General features: G+C 63.0%; 19 protein-coding genes and 2 pseudogenes. 13 read left to right on the forward strand and 8 right to left on the reverse strand.

Annotated elements, in window-relative coordinates; translation table 11 throughout:
• The 4 genes and pseudogenes from ACESMT_RS00225 to ACESMT_RS00240 form a co-directional block, all read right to left on the reverse strand.
• A pseudogene (locus ACESMT_RS00225) lies at positions 1 to 127 on the reverse strand (1,2-phenylacetyl-CoA epoxidase subunit B); the annotation flags it as partial.
• On the reverse strand, positions 124 to 1,131 hold the full coding sequence (gene paaA / locus ACESMT_RS00230; RefSeq protein WP_372824093.1) for a 1,2-phenylacetyl-CoA epoxidase subunit PaaA: 1,008 nt from the start codon (positions 1,129 to 1,131) through the stop codon (positions 124 to 126). The gene paaA and the pseudogene ACESMT_RS00225, both read right to left, overlap by 4 nt.
• Positions 1,132 to 1,238: 107 nt before the next feature.
• Positions 1,239 to 3,293 carry a protein kinase gene (locus tag ACESMT_RS00235; RefSeq protein WP_372824095.1) on the reverse strand — a complete coding sequence of 685 codons (2,055 nt, stop codon included), beginning with the start codon at positions 3,291 to 3,293 and terminating at the stop codon, positions 1,239 to 1,241.
• Positions 3,294 to 3,317: 24 nt separating this feature from the next.
• Positions 3,318 to 4,325, reverse strand: coding sequence for a 23S rRNA (adenine(2030)-N(6))-methyltransferase RlmJ (locus tag ACESMT_RS00240; protein WP_372824097.1), 1,008 nt, complete (start codon positions 4,323 to 4,325; stop codon positions 3,318 to 3,320).
• Between the two features lie 322 nt (positions 4,326 to 4,647).
• Here ACESMT_RS00240 and rplM point away from each other — a divergent pair, with 322 nt between their 5' ends.
• From rplM to erpA, 5 genes are all read left to right on the forward strand, one after another.
• Positions 4,648 to 5,091, forward strand: a complete 444-nt coding sequence (gene rplM, locus ACESMT_RS00245; RefSeq protein WP_372824099.1) for a 50S ribosomal protein L13 — start codon at positions 4,648 to 4,650, stop codon at positions 5,089 to 5,091.
• On the forward strand, positions 5,088 to 5,480 hold the full coding sequence (rpsI, locus tag ACESMT_RS00250) for a 30S ribosomal protein S9 (protein WP_372824101.1): 393 nt from the start codon (positions 5,088 to 5,090) through the stop codon (positions 5,478 to 5,480). Before rplM ends, rpsI begins: the two co-directional genes overlap by 4 nt.
• A 198-nt stretch (positions 5,481 to 5,678) precedes the next feature.
• The gene (locus ACESMT_RS00255) at positions 5,679 to 6,386 is read left to right on the forward strand and encodes a DUF6776 family protein (RefSeq protein ID WP_372824103.1); all 708 of its coding nucleotides are present in this window, start codon (positions 5,679 to 5,681) and stop codon (positions 6,384 to 6,386) included.
• Between the two features lie 18 nt (positions 6,387 to 6,404).
• Positions 6,405 to 6,848 (forward strand): polymer-forming cytoskeletal protein, encoded by a 444-nt coding sequence (locus ACESMT_RS00260; RefSeq protein WP_372824105.1) that lies wholly within the window; start codon positions 6,405 to 6,407, stop codon positions 6,846 to 6,848.
• A 73-nt stretch (positions 6,849 to 6,921) separates the two neighbouring features.
• Complete coding sequence (gene erpA, locus ACESMT_RS00265) at positions 6,922 to 7,287, forward strand: iron-sulfur cluster insertion protein ErpA (protein ID WP_372824107.1); 366 nt, start codon at positions 6,922 to 6,924, stop codon at positions 7,285 to 7,287.
• A 99-nt stretch (positions 7,288 to 7,386) separates the two neighbouring features.
• Here the strand turns inward: erpA and ACESMT_RS00270 are convergent, their stop codons facing one another.
• Together ACESMT_RS00270 and ACESMT_RS00275 are read right to left on the reverse strand one after the other, a co-directional pair.
• Positions 7,387 to 8,526: an anhydro-N-acetylmuramic acid kinase gene (locus tag ACESMT_RS00270; RefSeq protein WP_372824109.1), complete on the reverse strand. Its 1,140-nt coding sequence runs from the start codon at positions 8,524 to 8,526 to the stop codon at positions 7,387 to 7,389.
• Positions 8,527 to 8,854: 328 nt separating this feature from the next.
• Positions 8,855 to 10,201: a peptidoglycan DD-metalloendopeptidase family protein gene (locus ACESMT_RS00275; protein ID WP_372824111.1), complete on the reverse strand. Its 1,347-nt coding sequence runs from the start codon at positions 10,199 to 10,201 to the stop codon at positions 8,855 to 8,857.
• A 210-nt stretch (positions 10,202 to 10,411) separates the two neighbouring features.
• Between ACESMT_RS00275 and tyrS the strand changes: the two genes are divergently transcribed.
• Positions 10,412 to 11,644: a tyrosine--tRNA ligase gene (gene tyrS / locus ACESMT_RS00280; RefSeq protein WP_372824113.1), complete on the forward strand. Its 1,233-nt coding sequence runs from the start codon at positions 10,412 to 10,414 to the stop codon at positions 11,642 to 11,644.
• 17 nt (positions 11,645 to 11,661) lie between these two features.
• On the opposite strand, the pseudogene ACESMT_RS00285 reads toward tyrS, so the two are convergent.
• A pseudogene (locus ACESMT_RS00285) lies at positions 11,662 to 12,377 on the reverse strand (ankyrin repeat domain-containing protein).
• A 69-nt stretch (positions 12,378 to 12,446) separates the two neighbouring features.
• Between ACESMT_RS00285 and ACESMT_RS00290 the strand changes: the two are divergent.
• Together ACESMT_RS00290 and ACESMT_RS00295 are read left to right on the forward strand one after the other, a co-directional pair.
• Positions 12,447 to 13,361: a cation diffusion facilitator family transporter gene (locus tag ACESMT_RS00290; protein WP_372824115.1), complete on the forward strand. Its 915-nt coding sequence runs from the start codon at positions 12,447 to 12,449 to the stop codon at positions 13,359 to 13,361.
• Positions 13,358 to 13,894, forward strand: coding sequence for a D-aminoacyl-tRNA deacylase (locus ACESMT_RS00295; RefSeq protein ID WP_372824117.1), 537 nt, complete (start codon positions 13,358 to 13,360; stop codon positions 13,892 to 13,894). The genes ACESMT_RS00290 and ACESMT_RS00295 overlap by 4 nt, the downstream gene beginning before the upstream one ends.
• Positions 13,895 to 14,394: 500 nt before the next feature.
• Here ACESMT_RS00295 and ACESMT_RS00300 read toward each other — a convergent pair whose 3' ends face one another.
• The gene (locus tag ACESMT_RS00300) at positions 14,395 to 15,504 is read right to left on the reverse strand and encodes a class I SAM-dependent methyltransferase (protein ID WP_372824118.1); all 1,110 of its coding nucleotides are present in this window, start codon (positions 15,502 to 15,504) and stop codon (positions 14,395 to 14,397) included.
• Between the two features lie 66 nt (positions 15,505 to 15,570).
• Here ACESMT_RS00300 and ACESMT_RS00305 point away from each other — a divergent pair, with 66 nt between their 5' ends.
• The 5 genes from ACESMT_RS00305 to ACESMT_RS00325 form a co-directional block, all read left to right on the forward strand.
• Entirely contained in the window at positions 15,571 to 16,365 is a 795-nt protein-coding gene (locus ACESMT_RS00305) for an SDR family oxidoreductase (protein ID WP_372824120.1), read from the forward strand.
• A 40-nt stretch (positions 16,366 to 16,405) separates the two neighbouring features.
• Positions 16,406 to 16,777, forward strand: coding sequence for a dihydroneopterin aldolase (locus ACESMT_RS00310; RefSeq protein WP_372824122.1), 372 nt, complete (start codon positions 16,406 to 16,408; stop codon positions 16,775 to 16,777).
• Positions 16,778 to 16,821: 44 nt separating this feature from the next.
• Positions 16,822 to 17,751, forward strand: coding sequence for a tRNA 2-thiocytidine(32) synthetase TtcA (gene ttcA / locus ACESMT_RS00315; RefSeq protein ID WP_372824126.1), 930 nt, complete (start codon positions 16,822 to 16,824; stop codon positions 17,749 to 17,751).
• A 27-nt stretch (positions 17,752 to 17,778) separates the two neighbouring features.
• Entirely contained in the window at positions 17,779 to 18,405 is a 627-nt protein-coding gene (locus ACESMT_RS00320) for a DUF4136 domain-containing protein (protein ID WP_372824124.1), read from the forward strand.
• Positions 18,402 to 18,507 (forward strand): histidine phosphatase family protein (locus ACESMT_RS00325; RefSeq protein WP_372824128.1); only part of this gene is annotated, 106 nt, incomplete at its 3' end. The genes ACESMT_RS00320 and ACESMT_RS00325, both read left to right, overlap by 4 nt.

Genomic DNA, 18,507 nt, shown 5'->3' on the forward strand with positions numbered 1-18,507 from the left:
GCAGGCTGCCGCAGTGTTTGTGCTCCAGACCCTGTTTGGAGCGCAAAAATACTTCCCAAAGAGGCCAGTCGTTTTGCCTGACTCCCTCTCCCGCTGGGAGAGGGTTGGGGTGAGGGCTCTTCGTCATGCCGCCTCCTTCAGTGCCCGTGCCCGCTGTTTGGCTGCGTAGGCCTGCGCTGCATCACGCACCCACTGGCCGTCTTCATGTGCCTTCACGCGATTGGCCAGGCGCTCCTTGTTGCAGGGGCCGTTGCCGTTGACCACGGCCCAGAAATCGTCCCAGTCGATCGCGCCGTAATCGTGCTGCTGGCGTTTTTCGTTCCATGTCAGATCGGGGTCGGGTAGCGTCACGCCCAGAATCGCGGCTTGCGGCACAGTGGCATCGACAAACTTCTGGCGCAGGTCGTCGTTGGAGATGCGCTTGATGCCCCAGCGCATGCCCTGCGCGCCGTTGGTGCTGTCGGCATCGGGCGGGCCGAACATCGCCAGTACCGGCCACCACCAGCGGTTCACCGCGTCCTGCACCATGGCGCGTTGTTCGGGCGTGCCCTGCATCTGCACCATCAGGCTTTCAAAGCCCTGGCGCTGGTGAAAACTTTCTTCCTTGCAGATGCGGATCATCGCGCGCGCATACGGCCCGTACGAGCAGCGGCAGATCGGCACCTGGTTCATGATGGCTGCGCCGTCAACGAGCCAGCCGATCACGCCGACATCGGCCCATTGCAGCGTCGGGTAGTTGAAGATGGAGCTGTACTTGGCCTTGCCGCTGTGCAGTGCATCGAGCAGTGTGTCGCGGCCTACGCCCAGAGTCTCGGCGGCCGAATACAGGTAGAGGCCGTGGCCGCCTTCGTCCTGCACCTTGGCCAGCAAAATCGCCTTGCGCTTGAGCGAGGGTGCCCGCGAGATCCATTGGCCTTCGGGCTGCATGCCGATGATCTCGCTGTGGGCATGCTGGCTGATCTGACGCACCAGGGTGCGGCGGTAGGCCTCGGGCATCCAGTCCTGCGGTTCGATCTTCTGGTCAGCGTCGATTTTTTCGTCGAAACGGGTCTGCAGCGCGTCGGGTGCGGCCGGCACGGCCGCCAGCGCGGGCGCCGACCCATCGGGCACGTCAAGGGATTGGGTGTACACGGCTTGTCTCCTGTCGCGGGGTCGCTGAAAAAGCGATGTGCCGCCAGTATATCAATTAACCGACCGATCGGTCGGTTAATTATCGACCAAGGTGGCGGATGCCTGTATCAGACGGCCCGCGCCAGATCCGCCAGCAGGGCGTCGGCCGAGGCGTAACGTGCTTGCGGGTCCTTGGCCATCAGCTTGTTGACGATGGGCTGCAGCGCCGCATGGGCCAGCGGCAGGGCCGGGGTTTCGGCATGCAGGTGTTTGGCCAGCAGCAACTCCAGCGACTCCGCGACAAACGGGCGCTGGCCGGCCAGCATCTCGAAAAACATCACGCCCAGGCTGTAAAGATCTGAACTTGCAGTGACGTCCCGACCGCCCGCCTGCTCGGGGCTCATGTAATACGGTGTCCCCACCACATCGCCGTGCCGGGTCTGGGTCAGGCCCAGGCTGTCGGCCTGCAGCATGGACTTGGCGATGCCGAAGTCGGCGAGCGCCACCGAGCCGTCGCTGCGCAGCATGACGTTCTCCGGCTTCACGTCGCGATGCACGATGCCTTGCTGGTGGATGGCCGACAGCGCCTGGGCAATGTGTTGCACCACCGTCAGCGCCCGCTCGCGTGTCATGCCGGAGCCGAGCAGCGCGCGCATGTCGCCGCGCTCGAAGTACTCCATCGCGATATAGGCGTGGTCGTCGGTGAAGCCCTGGTCGTGAATACGAATGACATGCGGGTGGTCGATCCTGCACAGCAGCGCGTATTCCTGGATGAAACGCACCAGGTGCTCTGACGCCTCCTTGCCGCGCGAGTCCAGCACTTTGAGCACAATGGGCAACCCGTCGCTTTCGCGCTCAGCCAGGTAAACCTCGGTCATGCCGCCCGCGCCTATCTTGCGCGTGACGCGGTAACCTTTCAGGCGTATCGGCTCGGCATCCGCGTCAAAACGCAGGGACTTGATGGCCGCCAGCTTGGACTGCAGCGCGTCCTTGACGGCGCGTGCCGTGATGTCGGAGTTGCTTCGGACCGCGGCGCTGACCTCGTCGGCGCGCTCCGTCAGGCTGGCCATGCCGTGGATTTTGTCGTCGAGCTGCGTGGTGAGTCCGGTGATCTCGATCACATCGAGGTTGGCGTACCTGCCGCGCACGGCCACGCTGTCGCGTGTGCCGGTCTGGATGCCTGCGCCGGCCTGCGCCAGCACGCTGCTGCTGGCCAGCACGGTCCAGCCGCGCTCGCGGGTGGTCGCCTCCAGGCGCGCCGCCAGCTTCACCGTGTCGCCCACTGGCGTCAGGTCCTGGCTGTCGCCGGCGCCCATGCGGCACAGGCTGACCTCTCCGCCATGCAGGCCCACACCGATGGCAAACGGCGGCAGGCCGCGTGCCGGAAAACGCTGTTCCAGCCAGGCACGAAATTCATGGGTCGCCAACGCCATGGCCAGTGCGGCGGAGATGGCGCGGCGCGGCGCCGGCAGCGGCGAGCCGCCAGGCGTGTCGGTAAACACGGCCATCAGGCTATCGCCCACAAACGTCAGGTGGTGGCCGCCGTTTTTCAGCACCGGCTGGCAGGCCCGGTCGAAATACTCGGTCAGCAACTGCGACACCTCAGCGGCGTCGAGTTTTTCGGCCAGGGAGGTGAAGTTGCGGATGGTGGAGACCAGCACGGTGGCCTCCAGCGCGTGGCCGGTGTCGCTGCCGGCCACCGGCAACGGCACGGCAAAGGCGCCGGCCTGGCGACCGCCTATGTTGTCGGCGAACGAAGCGCGTAGCCGCGTTTCGAGCGCGGTCAGGCCTGAGTTGATGTGTTCCTCGACACGGGTTTTTTTGCGGATCTGCGCGTCGACAGCGTCCAGCAGTTCGCTGCGGGTGAAGGGTTTGGACAGGTAGTCGTCGGCGCCCGTGGTCATGCCGCGGCGCATGCTGGCGCGGTCGTCCAGTGCGGTCAGCAGCACAAAAGGTGTGGTTGCCAGCGCGGTATCGGCGCGCACCGCTGCCAGCAGCGCAAAGCCGTCCATGCCGGGCATGTTCACGTCCGAGATGATCAGGTCGGGCGCGCGGGTCTGCGCCTGCGCCAGGCCGGCCTGGCCGTCGCTGGCGCCCAGCGTGTCAAAACCTTCCAGGCCCAGGAGGCGGACGATGTTATTGCGAATCGCACCGTCGTCTTCCACCACCAGAATCACAGCCATGGCCCCGTCCTGTTGCCGGCTGGTTCAGCCGCCGTGGTCCAGCGTGAAGCCGGCGTTGCGGTCCTGGCCCAGGCGCGTTACCAGCTGCGGCAGGGCTGCCTGGAGTTCGGCCTTGAGGGTGTGCGGCGGGTTGATCACAAACATGCCGCTGGCTGGCAGGCCGGGTCGTTTGACCTCGCCGGCTTCGTCGGTGGTGAGCTTGCTGGACTTGACTGTCAGGGTCGCGTTGAGCCAGGGGCGGCCGGCTTTGGTCGCCAGGGTTTTGAGCTTGCGCGGCAGATCGTGCGCTTCGGGGCGCGGGATGATGGGGTACCAGACCACATAGGTACCGGTGGCAAAACGCTTGACAGCATCCGCCATGCAGCTTGCCACCCGCCCGTAGTCGGTCTTGATTTCGTAACTCGGGTCGCACAGCACCATGGCGCGACGCGCCGGCGGCGGCAAAAAGGTCTTCAGCACCTCAAAACCGTCCTCGCGCGTGACGCTGACCTGCCGGCCCACGCCCAGCTGCTCAATGTTGCCAGTGAGCGACTTGAAATCGGTGGGGTGCAACTCGAACAGCTTGAGCTTGTCACGCCCACCCAGGAACTGCTGTGCAATGAAAGGGGAACCAGGGTAAATCTTCAGGTGAGCCAGGTCGCCGGTTTCGGCAAAGGCCGGGTTCAGGCCACGCAGCAGGTCGGCGTAGTCTTGCAGGGCTGGCGCCAGCGCCTGACTGGCCGGTGCCTTGCCGCTTCCGCCAGTGGCGTCGGGCTTCAACTTTGCTACAGTTTTTGTAGCTACCGGTGACCGTTTAGCGGGGGCTGAGGGCGGATTTAACGTGGAAAATAGCTTGAAAACACCTTCCTGCGCTTCGCCGCTGGTTTCTGTGTAGTCGCCGTCCAGCCGGTACAGGCCGGCACCAGCGTGGGTGTCAATCACCGTCAGCGCCGTGTCTTTCTGGGTCAGGTACTTCATCAACGCGATCAGCGTGGTGTGTTTGAGCACGTCGGCGTGGTTGCCGGCATGGAAGGCGTGGCGATAACTAAACATGGGGCTATGTTAACGGGCGCCGCCAGGGCCGACCCCTGTGTATTGACCGCGAGGGCCAGAAACCCGGCATGGCTACGCTGCCCTTGTGTGTGGAGAACAACGCGCAGATGCAGAACAGCTGCAAATTCCAGGGGTTTCAGGCCTGGTTTTGGCCTTTGGCGGGCCAGGACTGGCGGAATAGGCACCGACTTTGTATAATCGAGGGCTTCGCAGCGATTGGCTGGCCCCGCGGCGAAGCAATATTTCCCACCTAAGAGGTTTCCATCAGAGAAACACCGACCGTGGAAAAGGGCTGCTCAAACCAACTTTTGAAAAGTAAACCATGACAACTTTCAGCGCAAAACCCGCTGACGTGGTGCATGAGTGGTTTGTGATTGACGCGACCGACAAGGTCCTCGGACGAGTAGCCAGCGAAGTTGCTCTCCGTTTGCGCGGCAAACACAAGGCCATTTACACGCCTCACGTCGATACCGGTGACTTCATCGTCATCATCAACGCAGCCCAGCTTCGTGTCACCGGCGCCAAGTCGACCGACAAGATCTACTACCGCCATTCCGGTTATCCCGGCGGTATCTCGGCGACCAATTTCAAGGACATGCAGGCCAAGCACCCAGGCCGCGCCCTCGAAAAAGCCGTCAAGGGCATGCTGCCCAAAGGCCCGCTTGGCTACGCCATGATCAAGAAACTCAAGGTTTACGGTGGCGCAGAGCACCCGCATACCGCCCAACAGCCTAAAGTGCTTGAAATCGCAGGAGCCGCCAAATGATCGGTGATTGGAACAATGGCACCGGCCGCCGCAAATCCAGCGTCGCCCGCGTGTTTATCAAAAAAGGCACGGGCAAGATCACCGTCAACGACCGGGACATTCAGGCCTTTTTCGGCCGCGAAACCTCGATCATGATCTGCAAACAGCCGTTGCACCTGACCAACCACGTTGAGACGTTTGACATCATGGTCAACGTCCACGGCGGCGGCGAGTCCGGCCAGGCCGGCGCGATCCGCCACGGCATTACCCGTGCGCTGATCGACTACGACACCACCCTGAAGCCCGCGCTGAGCCAGGCTGGTTTCGTGACCCGTGATGCGCGTGAAGTCGAGCGTAAAAAGGTCGGCTTCCGTTCGGCACGTCGCCGCAAGCAGTTCAGCAAGCGCTAAGACGTTTCTGCTGTTCCCGAAAAAGCCGTCTGGTTTACGCCAAGCGGCTTTTTTCATGGTTGTTGCAAGGGACTGCCGGTTGCCGCGGGATGCAAACCCTTACCTGCGCTTTACCGGCGGGCACCAGGGACGGATGGGTTCAGGCCGCATCTGCGTGCACAATGCACCCTCCTGAAGTAAAAACCGCAAGATGAGCCCTTGAAATTTCGCCTGTTTCATCGTCGCCTGACCATCAGTTCCCCGCGCATGGCCATACGCAGTGCCATGCCCTGGCCGCTGCGCTGGGCGATGGGCGCGGTGATGCTTGGGTTTTCTGCCGCCATCGCGCTGTGGACCTTCGAGCTCGGTGTCAGTATTGCCGGGCTCGACAGGGCCGCCAAGCTGGAATTAAGCAAGCTACGCGAAGAAGTCGCCGAGCTCCGCGCCGAGCGCGAAAAATCGCAGTCGATCGCCAACATTTCAGGCAGTCTGCTAACCGCCGAAAAAGCCGCGCAGGAAAAGATGATGGGCCAGATCAGGCAACTGGAATCGGACAACCGGCTGCTGCGGGACGATCTGGGCTTTTTTGAAAAGTTGCTGCCAGCCGGGGGCGTTGACAGTGCGACGATCCGTGGCCTTCAGGCTGAAAAACTTTCCGACATGCAGCTCAAGTGGCAGGTGCTGGTGATCCAGCCCGTCAAGGACGCACCGGTCTTCAACGGAAAGCTGGAACTTACATTCAGTGGAACACTGGCCGACGAGCCATGGACCACGGGGCTGTCCGGCGGCGCGCAGACTTTACAGTTCAAACAGTACCGCCGCGTGGAAGGTGTCCTCGACTTGCCACCCCATGCCGTGGTACAAACGATTACAGCGAAGCTCGTCGAAGGAACTGTCACGCGCTCCGTGCAAGCCATCAAGTTGTAGTGTTGTCAGGAATTCCCCATGTTTGGAAAAAAAGCCCAGCCCTCCATTCGCAGCCTGATTGCCCAGGGCAGCTGCATTGAGGGTAACCTCAAGTTTACCGACGGCCTGCGCATCGACGGCGAAGTGATTGGTAACATCCGGGCCAACGAAGGCAGCCCCAGCATTCTGGTAATCAGCGAGTCTGCCTGTGTCACTGGCCATATCCATGCCGACCACGTCATCATCAATGGGCGGGTGATGGGCCCGGTACATGCCACCGAACTGCTCGAATTGCAGCCCAAGGCCAAAATACAGGGCGATGTGGCCTACAAGGCGCTTGAAATGCACCAGGGCGCCATCATCTTTGGTCAGTTGCGGCCCATCGACCATGAAGTCAGCGACAAGCCGCTCCTGAAGCTTGCGGCCAACAACGTTGAAAAACCCAGCGATGAAGTCACCAACAGCGGTTTTGGCCGGCTCTAAGCCAGCGCAGCCTTTGTGGTTGATGGACTTGCTGTACGATGGCCTGAACGATTTGTGAAGAACGGAGCCTCCCATGAGTGCAGTAGCTGAAAACATCCAGACAGAAATGCCCGACCCATTTGTCTTTACCGACAGCGCGGCTGCCAAAGTGGCAGACCTGATCGCCGAAGAAGGCAACCCCGACCTGAAGCTGCGCGTGTTTGTGCAAGGCGGCGGTTGCTCGGGCTTTTCCTACGGCTTTACCTTCGACGAAATCACCAACGAAGACGACACCACCATGACCAAAAACGGCGTGTCGCTGCTGATCGACGCCATGAGCTACCAGTACCTGGTGGGCGCCGAGATTGACTACAAGGACGACCTCGAAGGTGCCCAGTTCGTGATCAAAAACCCCAATGCCACCAGCACCTGCGGTTGCGGGTCCAGTTTTTCTGCCTGAGCGTATCGCGTTGTTGAAAAAGGCTGCCTTATGGCGGCCTTTTTGCTTTCCAGCGCCCGGTCTGTACGACTGCACGCTAGGGGTCCAGGATCACGCGAGTCAGTCCGGCCCGGCCGGGTAGATTGCACCCAGAACGCGGGGGCCGGCAGCGCCGGTGACGCTGGCCAGATTGCCAGCTTGTCGCAATATCGCCTGTCGGGCCAGCCACGCAAAGGCGGCGGCCTCTACCTGGAGGGGAGGCAAGCCGTGCTGGTCTGAGGCGCTGACACGCAGTGATGGCAAACCTGCCTGCAGGCGTCGCAGAAGGTGGTCGTTGAAGGCTCCTCCGCCACAGACAATCAGTTGCTTGCTATCTATTCCATAACGTGTCACGCCCGATACACAAGGGACCACGGTGAATTCTGCCAAGGTATTCTGGATGTCTTCCGGGCGCTCTGCGGCAAAGGCAGCCAGCTTTTGATCCAGCCATGTCAGGCTGAACAGGTCCCGCCCCGTGCTTTTTGGGGGCGGCAGGGTGAAGTAGGGCTCGTCCAGCAAACTTGCCAGCAAGGCCGGGATCAGCCTGCCGCTGGCTGCCCAGGCGCCGCCCGCGTCAAATGGTTGGCCGGTGTGGCGGTGGCACCAGGCGTCCATCAGGGCGTTGCCGGCCCCACAATCGAAGCCGAGGACTGGCGCCGTATCAGCAGGCGGCAGCACGCTGAGGTTGGAAATGCCGCCGAGGTTGAGCACGCAGACGGTGGCATCTGCGCGCCCAAACACGTTCCGGTGGAAGGCCGGCGCCAGCGGCGCGCCCTGGCCGCCGGCTGCGACATCGCGGCTGCGAAAGTCTGCCACCACCTGGAGTCCTGTCAGTTCCGCCAGCAAGGCCGGATTGTTGAGCTGTAGCGTGTAGCCGCCGTCGCCCGCCCGCAAGGGTGCCGGCTGGTGCCTCACGGTTTGCCCGTGGGCGCCGATGGCCTCGATCTGGTTGGCATCAATACCCCCAGCAGCGCCTTGCGCCACCAGGGAGCGCACGACACCGGCATACACACGAGCCAGTTGGTTGGCGGCGATGGCTGCGCGATGCAGCTCATTGGGGCCTTGAAAATTCAATGCCAGCAGCTCAGCGCGAAAGACGTCGGAAAAGGGTTCTGTCGCAACGCCCATCACGCGAAGCCGGCCAGCGGAAAAATCCACCAGCACACCGTCTGCACCGTCCAGAGAGGTGCCCGACATCAGGCCAATATAGTGATTGCGCATGCAGCCATTTTGCCGCACGGAACGAGGGACACCTGCACCCCAAACCAGCGGCTGTGGGGGCGGTATTGTTTACAAGCAGAGGCAGCGGCCTCTGAGGGGCTGGCGCCTGCGGCTCCAAAGCTGCTTGATCAGCTTTGGACAGGCGACAGAGGCGAAGCGTCTCGCGAGCTGCGGCCTGCAAGGCCTTGGGAGCTACACGAAGTGAGCGACCGTGGGGGCTCTTCTCTTTTCAAGCAGGGGCCGCGGGTCCGGCTCTGCCGGCCCGCAGGCGCAGCGGCCCCCTCGGGGGGCAGGGAGCTACACGAAGTGAGCGACCGTGGGGGCCAATCTATTCAGCCCGAGTCTGCAAAATGGAGGCAGCGGCCAGCAGTTGGGTCCTGACGCCAGTGGCGAGCTCGCGGAAAGCCGGCATGGCGGCCGCCGAAAGCGGGATGGTTTCGCTCTGTTTGGCGATCATCATCGGGTCCTGATGGACGCCGTTGACACGGAACTCAAAATGCAGGTGCGGGCCGGTGGCCCAGCCGGTGGCGCCGACCAGGCCGATGGTCTGGCCCTGGCTCACAGTCTGTCCGCGCTGAACGGAAATCCTGCTCAGGTGCGCATACACCGTCTCATGGCCGTTGCGGTGCTTGACGAACACCACGTTGCCGTAGCCGTTTTGCGCACCGGCGAACTCGACCACGCCATCGCCCACGGTACGTGCCGCTGTGCCGGTCGCCGCAGCAAAGTCGGTGCCCAGGTGAGCTCGCCATTTTTGCAGGATGGGGTGAAAACGCATGGAAAACCCGCTGCTGATGCGCGAGAACTCGACGGGCGAGGTCAGGTAGGCGCGGCGCAGGCTCTGGCCGTCCAGCGTGTAGTAACCGCCCTTGCCCTGGTCAGGGGTCTGGAACCACATGGCCTGGTAAGTCTTTCCGGCATTGACGAATTCCGCGGAGAGTACACGGCCGGTGCGCAGGGCTTCGCCGTCGGCTTCCAGTGTTTCATAAACAACGTTGAAGCGGTCGCCCTTGCGGAGGGCGCGGCGGAAATCGATGTCACCCGAAAAAATCTCGGCGATTTGTACCGCCACACCATCAGGAATACGAGCGTCATCGGCGGCAGCAAACAGCGAGCTCTGGATGCTGCCGCTGGCCAGTCGCGCCGACGCTGTGTAAGGCGCCGTTTCAATACGGGAACTCAGGCCTGCAGCAGTGCGTTCGATCACCAGTCGCTTGAATAGGGCCTCGTCGTCGGTCGGCCAGCGCATGCTGAGCTTGAGCAGTTGCTGGCTGTCGCTGGCCTCCACGGTGACGGTTTTGCCGGGGCGGCCGGACAGGATCAGGTGCGCATTGGCGTCGCTGCGCAAAAAGGCCGATGCGGAAGCGTCGTCAATATTGAGCCGCTTGAGCAGTGCGTCGGCGGTATCGCTGCTGCGGGTGCTTTCGCTGCGAAACAGCGTGTAGCGGAAATCGCCCAGGGCGTCGGTCTGGATGTCGGTGGGCAGGGCCTGAACGGCCTCCAGCACTTGGCGAACGGGCAGGTCGGCGGCATCCGGTGCCAGCGGCGCCACGCCGAACGCGGTCACGCCCGTGCCGAGCAGCAGGACTGCCAGGGTGGCTGTGATTCTTTTGGGGTGGCGTAGAAGAACACCGGAGAAGGCCTGCAGGCCGCGTGATAAATCGTTCTTGGTCAAACTGAAGTTCCCAACTTATAGAACCAGCTGACACGCACAACGGTGGCCAGCGGCGACGAATGAAGGTGTTGTGCAGCCAGGAGAAGAAATGCGTGGCGGCAACAACTTAGAATTGGTTTGCAATTTGCGGGCCAGCTGCGGCCGGCCTCTGACTATGGCAGAAAAGCGATTATATCTGTCAGACAACTGCCCGACCTGTGAAAAACCCTTATGAATCAAGAGCTTGTTACAAATTTCCCGGTGACGGACCGCGTCAGGGAAGCCCTGGCGGTGTCGCTACGGGGCTGCGAAGAGCTGATCCCCGAGAGCGAATGGCTTACAAAACTGGCCCGTTCGGCGGCTACCGCCGTGCCGCTGCGCATCAAATTGGGGCTGGATCCGACCGCGCCCGACATTCATGTCGGCCATACCGTTGTGCTGAACAAAATGCGTCAGCTGCAGAACCTCGGGCACACGGTGATCTTCCTGATCGGCGACTTCACCTCGCTGATCGGCGACCCCTCGGGCCGCAACACCACCCGCCCGCCGCTCACGCCCGAGCAGATCAAGGCCAATGCGGACACCTATTACAAGCAGGCCTCGCTGGTGCTGGACCCCGCCCGCACCGAGATTCGCTACAACAGCGAGTGGAGCGATCCGCTGGGCGCACGCGGCATGATCCAGCTCGCCGCCAAATACACCGTGGCGCGCATGATGGAGCGCAACGACTTTCATGACCGCTTCAAGGCCGGGCAGTCGATCAGCGTGCATGAGTTTTTGTACCCGCTGATGCAGGGTTATGACTCGGTGGCGCTCAAGTCCGACCTGGAACTGGGCGGCACCGACCAGAAATTCAACCTGCTGATGGGCCGCCATTTGCAGGCCGAATACGGCCAGGAGCCGCAGTGCATCCTGACCATGCCGCTGCTTGAGGGCCTGGACGGTGTCGAGAAGATGTCCAAGAGCAAAAACAACTACATCGGCATTTCGGAAGACGCCAACACCATGTTTGCCAAGGTGCTGTCGATCTCCGACGTACTGATGTGGAAGTGGTACACCCTCCTGAGCTTCAGGAGCGAGGCCGACATCGCCGCGCTGAAAAAAGAGGTCGAGAGCGGGCGCAACCCCAAAGACGCCAAGGTCGCGCTGGCCAAGGAGATTACCGCGCGCTTCCATTCGGCTGCCGCAGCAGATGCTGCGGAGCAGGACTTCATCAACCGCAGCAAGGGCGGTGTACCCGACGAGATTCCCGAAGTCACGCTGGGCGGCGCACCGCTGGGCATCGCCGCGCTGCTGAAGATGGCCGGGCTGGCCGCATCCACTGGCGAAGGCAACCGCCTGATCGAGGGCGGCGGTGTGCGCGTGGACTCCAGCGTGATCAGCGACAAGGCGCTCAAGCTGGGCGCCGGCACCTACGTCGTGCAGGTCGGCAAACGCAAGTTTGCGCGAGTGTCGCTGGGCTGAACCGGGGCGCTTGCGCGTCAGCGCGCACCGGCCTTTTGCAGCACCGCCACCATGGCGGTGTAGCCACGTGAGCGCGCCAGCTGCAGTGGCGTGAGGCCGTGGCGGTCGGCCAGCTGCAAATTCGCGCCGGCATCGATCAGCGCCTGCAAGCTCTTCTGGTGGCGCACGCCGCCGTCGCCGAGCACCACGGCCTCAATGGCCGCCGTCCAGTGCAGGTTGTTGACGTGGTCAAGCGGCGCGCCGGCCGCGATCAACTGCCTGACCACACCGTCATGGCCCAGGTGTGCGGCAGCGATGAGCGCCGTGCCGTCGTAGCGGCTGGTTACCAGCTTTGCGCTCGCGCCGGAGGCCAACAACACCCTCAGTGTTTCCTCGTCATCCGCCACCGACGCGATGGTCACGCCGTCGTAGATGTCCTTGTCGAGTAGATTGATGCCGGCGCCGGCTTTCACCAGCGCACGGATGGCGCCCGTTGTTTTGCAAAAGTTGCCACATGCAGTGGCGTGCGGCCGTTGCTGTCCCGGGCATTGAGGTCAGCATTTCTGGCAGCGAGTTTTTCAATCTCTGCCGCATCACCTTGATGGGAAGCGGCATGCAGGCCCTTGTACTGTGCCACTTCGGCAGCGCCAGGAGCCACCTGGGCAATGGCAAGCCCCACGCCGGTCGCACCAAACCCAAAGGCGAGGGTGAAGATGATGCGTTGAAGCGGTAGGCGAAGGAGGTTTCGGTTCATGCGTGATTCCTGAATGATGCTCATTTTGCGCCATGACGGACGCAGGGGAACATCATTCACAATGGGCAAATGAAGTTTCGGCAATTGCAGTCCCTGAGCCCGCAGCGCCTGCTCCAGGCATCGGTGCTGGTTGCGCTGGTGACCATCGCGCTCAAGACCGGAGCCTGGTACATCACCGACTCAGTCGGCCTGCTGGCCGATGCGATGGAGTCCTTCGTCAACCTGGCCAGCGCGATTTTCGGGCTCGCCATGGTCACCATTGCGCAGCGGCCCGCCGATGACGACCACCCCTACGGGCACCACAAGGCGGAGTATTTTTCATCCGGCTTTGAAGGCATGCTGATCGTGGGCGCGGCGCTGGCCATCGTCTGGGCCGCTGGGCACCGCTTGGTTGATCCGCAGCCGCTGCAGCAAGTCGGGTGGGGCCTGGCTTTGTCCATCGTCAGCTCCGCTCTCAATGGTTTGCTGGCCTGGGTCATGTTCGGTGCGGCCAGGCTGCACCGCTCGATTGCGCTTGAAGCCGACGCCAAACACCTGGTGACCGATGTCTGGACCTCGGCCGGCGTGGTCGTGGGCCTGATCGGGGTGGCACTGACCGGCTGGCTCTGGCTCGATGCCCTGGTCGCTATCGGGGTGGCGCTCAACATTCTCCGGGAGGGGTTTCACCTGATGTGGCGCTCGTCGCAGGGCCTGATGGACGAGGCGGTGGAGCCCGAGGTGCTGGCCGACATTCACAAGACACTGGACGTGTTCAAGCACCCCACCATTCGTTTTGACCACCTGAGCACGCGCCGCTCCGGCCAGCGGCGTTTTGTCGATCTGCACATGCACATGCCGGGCAGCTGGTCTCTGGGCCGCGCGGCGGCGCTGCGCACCAGCGTCGAGCAGGCGCTGATGAGCGCCGTGCCGGGGCTGCGCGCCACCATCCAGTTGCTGCCTTCCGACGTGGAAGCACATTTCGACGATGAAAAGGACCTGATTTGATCAGCGTGATCCAGCGGGTGAGCCAGGCGCGTGTGCTGGTGGGTGGCGAGGTGACTGGCGAGATAGCTGCCGGCCTGCTGGTGCTGCTGTGTGCGGAGCGCGGCGACAGCGAGGCTCAGGCCGACAAGCTGCTGGCGAAAATCCTGAAGTTGCGGATTTTTGCCGATGAACCGGGCGCCGGGCCGCCCCAAGCACGGCCGACCTCCCCGGGGGGCAGTGCTGCACACGCAGTGGCAAACGTGGGGGCACGTCAACCAGGCAAGATGAACCGCAGCGTGCAAGACACCGGCGGTGGACTTCTCGTGGTCAGCCAGTTCACCCTGGCCGCCGACGTGTCGGGCGGCAACCGGCCCAGCTTCACCGGTGCCGCAGCGCCTGAAGAAGGGCGCCGGCTTTACGACTATTTTGTGGGGCAGGCCCGGCTGGTCCATCCGGTGGTGCAAACCGGACAGTTCGCGGCCGAAATGCAGGTGCAGCTGGTCAATGACGGCCCGGTGACGATTCCTTTGCGGATCGAGCCGCAGGTCCAGTAGCTGGCCGCCGGAAAGCATTCCTTGTGTCACGCTGCGCCTGTGGGCTGCATTGGGCAGCAGGCGCAACTCCCCACTCCCAACCCCCCGCCCTTCCCTCGCCCCGCTGGTCGAGAGAAGGGAGCCGCATTTGGCCGCGTGTGCTGCGCTTGCGTGCACACATGACGGTCTGTTGGGATTCCCGTGCAGGAAGCGCTCCGCGCTTCCTGCACTCCGGAGGGGAGTTCGGTATTGGTATTTGGATGTTTGTCTTCTCCGCCACCCGTCGGGCTGGGCCGAGGAGCGCAGGCAAAAGCGAATCAGGGCTAGTGATTGTCTGAGGCGAAGCCGAGTTCGAGCGAGACCCCGCTTTTGGTGAGCACCGCAGGTTGCCCCGGAGCGCAGCGCAAGGGACCCAGACCATCGGGTCGCCTTTTCTTTTGGCGACGCAAAAGAAAAGTGAGTTGCCGCCGGACAACCCCCGGCAAGCAGGCAGACCCCGGACCATCGAGCAAGTCAGCAATTTACAAAGTATGGGTCCGGTCACCCGCAGAAAACCCCATCGCCTGCCACCCATCCCAAGGGCTGTCTGCCGAATCGACCACAAAGGCCACCACCTTGAACAACTCCCCCATCTCATGCTCGTTCACCAGCTTTTGCACCATGACGCGTTCGGCCAGCGGCGCGCCTTCCATGCCGTCAAGCACCCCGCAATTCAGCAGAAAACGCGCCTGGCTGGTGTAGCCCAGCACCTGGAAGCCGGCCTCCTGCCCGGCCAGCGCGATGCCGCTGAAGTTGACGTGCGCGGTGATGTCCTTCTCGCCCACGTCTCGCAGCGCATCGGCATCCAGCAGGTGACCGCGGTGGCACATGACCGTGCCCATGCTGCGCTGCGGGTGGTAATACTCGTGTTCGGGAAAACCGTAATCCATCAGAAACACCGCGCCGGCCTGCAGCCGGTCGGCCAGGGTACGTACAAACGCCTCGGCCTGCGGGTGGATCTCTGTGAGGTAGTCGTGGCTGCCCGCCACGTCGAGCGGAGGCCGCAAAGCCGTCGACTGATCCGTCGGTACAAAAACACCGTCGTGAACGGCCACGCCGCGCTCCTGCCAGACCCCTTCCACACGGGCCAACAGCTGCACCGGCATAGCATCCAGCACCTCGTTGCCGACCACCACGCCCTGCATCTGCGCCGGCAGCTCGCTGACCCAGCGCACCGCGCTGCCCCAGGCCGCCAGGCGTTCGCGTTGCCGCGCCTGCAGGCTGCCGGACAAATCGACGATGGTGTAGCGCCTGACTTGCGGGCCAAGGGCCTCCAGCAACTGCGCCGCCAGCGCGCCCGAGCCGGCGCCGAACTCCCAGACCTCGTCGGTAGCTGTGGCCTGCAGCGCCTGCGCGACCTGCCGCGCCAGCGCCTGGCCGAAACGCGGCGACAGCTCCGGCGCGGTCACAAAGTCGCTGCCCGAAGCGGGCATGAGGCCGAACTTGCGGGAATCGTGGGTGTAGTAGCCCAGACCCGGCGTGTACAGCGCCATGGCCATGAAGCGGTCAAAGCCTATCCAGCCACCCGCCGCAGCAATGGCCTCGCGGATGCGGCCGGCCAGGGGGCTCGTTAAACTAGGGGGTGTCGTCAAAGTCGGGGGAGTCACCCCTGAATTGTCGGCGATTGCCCCGCTCCGGGGCCAGCCCTCACCACCCGCATGAAACCAGTACCGCCTTCCCCTGTTGTTCTCGTCACCGGCGCTGCCCGACGGTTGGGCCGCGAGATCGCGCTTGCGCTGGCCGCAGGCGGCTGGCGGGTGGCTGTGCATTACCGCAGCTCGGAGCAGGACGCTATCAAAACAGTAGCTGATTGCGCAAAACTGGCGGGGGCTGCAGCCCATTTCCGTGCTGATTTGAGTGACGAGACCGAGGTGCAAGGCCTGTTGCCGCAGGTGATCGCGCACTTCGGCCAGATCGACGCGGTGGTCAACAACGCCTCGACCTTTGAACACGATAACGCCGCCAGCTTTGGTTTTGCCGCGTTCGAAAAACACATGCGCAGCAACACCGGCGCCGCCATTGTGCTGGCCCAGGCGCTGCATGCCCACGCTCTGGCGCGGCAGGCTACCGGCGCGGTGGCTGGGCAAACCGGACGGTTTGCGGTGATTAACCTGCTGGACCAGAAGCTCTGGAACCCCAACCCCGATTTTTTCAGCTACACCCTGTCCAAGGCGGCGCTGGAGGCGGCCAACACCCTGCTGGCCATGGCGCTGGCGCCCCAGGTGCGCGTCGTCGGCGTGGCGCCCGGCCTCACGCTGACCAGCCATCTGCTCAGCGACGAAAAGTTCGAGGCGCTGCACAAGCTCTCGCCGCTGGGGCGCTCGTCCAGCGCAGCCGATGTCGCGGCCACCGTGAAATTTGCACTGGAAAACAGCTCCATCACCGGCACCACGCTGCTGGTTGACGGCGGCCAGCACCTGATGAAATTCGAGCGTGATTTCTCACTGATGTGAGCGCGCCTTCCTACACACGTACCGCAGGCCGACACCCAAGATGTTTAATACAAGTGGCAACCAGATACTGACGCTGACCGGTTTGCGCTTCGACGCGAACCTGGGCATTCTTGAGCAGGAGAAAACCGCGCCGCAACCGATACAGGTCGATGCCGAACTCAACCTGGGCACGCAACCGCTGCTGCCCAGCGACGACGACATCCACCACGTGCTGGACTACCGCAAGGTGCGGCAGATCATCATCAACGAGTGCCGGGCCGAACATGTCAATCTGCTGGAAAGCCTGATTGGCAAGCTGGCGCACCGGTTGATGCTTTTGCCCGGTGTACTCGGTGTGCGCGTGAAAATTGCGAAGCTCGAGATTTTTGAAGACTGCGAAGTCGCCATTCGCGTCGAAACCGGTCAATGGTGACCCTGAAGGATGGAAACGATATGAGTGCTGTACTGAACGACTTGATGAACGGCGCCGGCGAAGATACCGAAAAGGCCAGCGCCGCGCCCGCGAAGGCCGGCCTGAAGATCGAACGCGAGGAACACAAGCTCGAAAAACGCCTGTGCCGCGAGGTCGGCCGCGCGATTGTGGACTTCAACATGATCGAAGAAGGTGACAAGGTCATGGTGTGTGTGTCGGGCGGCAAGGACAGCTACGCCATGCTGGACATCCTTCTCAAGCTGCAAAAGCGCGCGCCCATCAACTTCGAGCTGATCGCCGTCAACTTGGACCAGAAGCAGCCGGGCTTTCCCGATCACATCCTGCCGCAGTACCTCGAAAAGCTCGGTGTGCCTTTTCACATCGAAACCCAGGACACCTACAGCATCGTCAAGCGCGTGATCCCCGAGGGCAAGACCATGTGTTCGCTGTGTTCGCGCCTGCGCCGCGGCATTTTGTACCGCGTCGCCGAAGAGCTGGGCGCGACCAGAATCGCGCTGGGCCACCACCGCGACGATATGTTACAGACCTTTTTTCTGAACATGTTTTTTGCGTCGCGTCTCAAGGGCATGCCGCCCAAGCTGGTCAGCGACACCGGTAAACATGTGGTGATCCGGCCCATGGCCTACGTGCCCGAAAAGGACCTGATCAAGTGGGCGCAGGTGCGCGACTTCCCCATCATTCCCTGTACCCTGTGCGGCAGCCAGCAAAACCTGCAGCGTGTGCAGGTTGGCAACATGCTGCGCGAGTGGGACAAAAAATTCCCCGGCCGCCTCGAGAACATGTTCACCTCGCTGCAGAACGTCGTGCCCTCGCACCTGATGGACGGCAAGCAGCATGACTTCAAGGGCCTGCGCAGCACCGGCATGCCGGACCCGGAGGGCGACAAGGCCTTCGACGTCGAGGAGTTTTTCGCGCCATCGCGGCCAGGGCTGGCCGTGGTGGGACTGCAGTAATTCAAGCCAATTGTGCCTGGAGGCTTTATGAGACGAGCGCTTACAGCTATTATTCTAGGAGCATCCGTGATCGGCCTGCTGGGCGGCTGTGCCAGCACCCGCGTGGTCGAGAACGATGTCACCAGCTTCGCGCGCTGGACGCCGGCGCCGCCCGCGCCCGGCAGCACTTACCGCTTCGAGCGTCTGCCCTCGCAGCAGCAAGCCGACGCAGCACAGGCCCGGCTCGAAGGCCTGGCCCAAGCCGCACTGGCCAGAGTGGGGCTGCAGCACAACCCGTCGGCAGCGGCCTTCAGCGTACAGGTCAGCGCCAGCTCCCAACCTCTGCTGCGCTCCCACTGGGACGGCGCCTACCCGTATGGCAGTCCGAATATCTTTATCGGCGGCGGTAGCGGTGGCGCCGGCGCCAATGTCGGTTTCGGCTTCGGGTTCGGTTTTCCGCTGGGCGGCATGGACACGCCGCAGTACCGCCGCGAAATCAGCATCGTCATGCGCGAGCTGCGCAGCAACGTGGCCGTGTATGAAACTCGCGCGGTCAGCGAGGAGCCGTGGGTGGAGACTGACCCGGTGCTGGCGGCCATGCTGGACGCCGCGCTGCGCGGCTTTCCGGTGCCGTCAGCCGGGACGCGCCGCGTTAATGTCGAGATCAAGCCTTGAGCGACGCCGCTCGCGTGCTGGCCATCCGCCATGGCGAAACCGCCTGGAATGTAGACACACGCATTCAGGGCCAGCTCGATATCGGCCTCAATGAGATCGGGC

The sequence above is a fragment of the Polaromonas sp. genome (assembly GCF_041689105.1).
Classification (GTDB): Bacteria; Pseudomonadota; Gammaproteobacteria; order Burkholderiales; family Burkholderiaceae_C; genus Polaromonas.

Excerpts from the sequence above, each read along its gene's own strand:
- ACESMT_RS00235 (WP_372824095.1), bottom strand. The coding sequence starts at position 3,293 with ATGGCTGTGATTCTGGTGGTGGAAGACGACGGTGCGATTCGCAATAAC.
- ACESMT_RS00240 (WP_372824097.1), bottom strand. The coding sequence starts at position 4,325 with ATGTTTAGTTATCGCCACGCCTTCCATGCCGGCAACCACGCCGACGTG.
- rplM (WP_372824099.1), top strand. The coding sequence starts at position 4,648 with ATGACAACTTTCAGCGCAAAACCCGCTGACGTGGTGCATGAGTGGTTT.
- rpsI (WP_372824101.1), top strand. The coding sequence starts at position 5,088 with ATGATCGGTGATTGGAACAATGGCACCGGCCGCCGCAAATCCAGCGTC.
- ACESMT_RS00260 (WP_372824105.1), top strand. The coding sequence starts at position 6,405 with ATGTTTGGAAAAAAAGCCCAGCCCTCCATTCGCAGCCTGATTGCCCAG.
- erpA (WP_372824107.1), top strand. The coding sequence starts at position 6,922 with ATGAGTGCAGTAGCTGAAAACATCCAGACAGAAATGCCCGACCCATTT.
- ACESMT_RS00270 (WP_372824109.1), bottom strand. The coding sequence starts at position 8,526 with ATGCGCAATCACTATATTGGCCTGATGTCGGGCACCTCTCTGGACGGT.
- tyrS (WP_372824113.1), top strand. The coding sequence starts at position 10,412 with ATGAATCAAGAGCTTGTTACAAATTTCCCGGTGACGGACCGCGTCAGG.
- ACESMT_RS00290 (WP_372824115.1), top strand. The coding sequence starts at position 12,447 with ATGAAGTTTCGGCAATTGCAGTCCCTGAGCCCGCAGCGCCTGCTCCAG.
- ACESMT_RS00305 (WP_372824120.1), top strand. The coding sequence starts at position 15,571 with ATGAAACCAGTACCGCCTTCCCCTGTTGTTCTCGTCACCGGCGCTGCC.
- ACESMT_RS00310 (WP_372824122.1), top strand. The coding sequence starts at position 16,406 with ATGTTTAATACAAGTGGCAACCAGATACTGACGCTGACCGGTTTGCGC.
- ttcA (WP_372824126.1), top strand. The coding sequence starts at position 16,822 with ATGAACGGCGCCGGCGAAGATACCGAAAAGGCCAGCGCCGCGCCCGCG.
- ACESMT_RS00320 (WP_372824124.1), top strand. The coding sequence starts at position 17,779 with ATGAGACGAGCGCTTACAGCTATTATTCTAGGAGCATCCGTGATCGGC.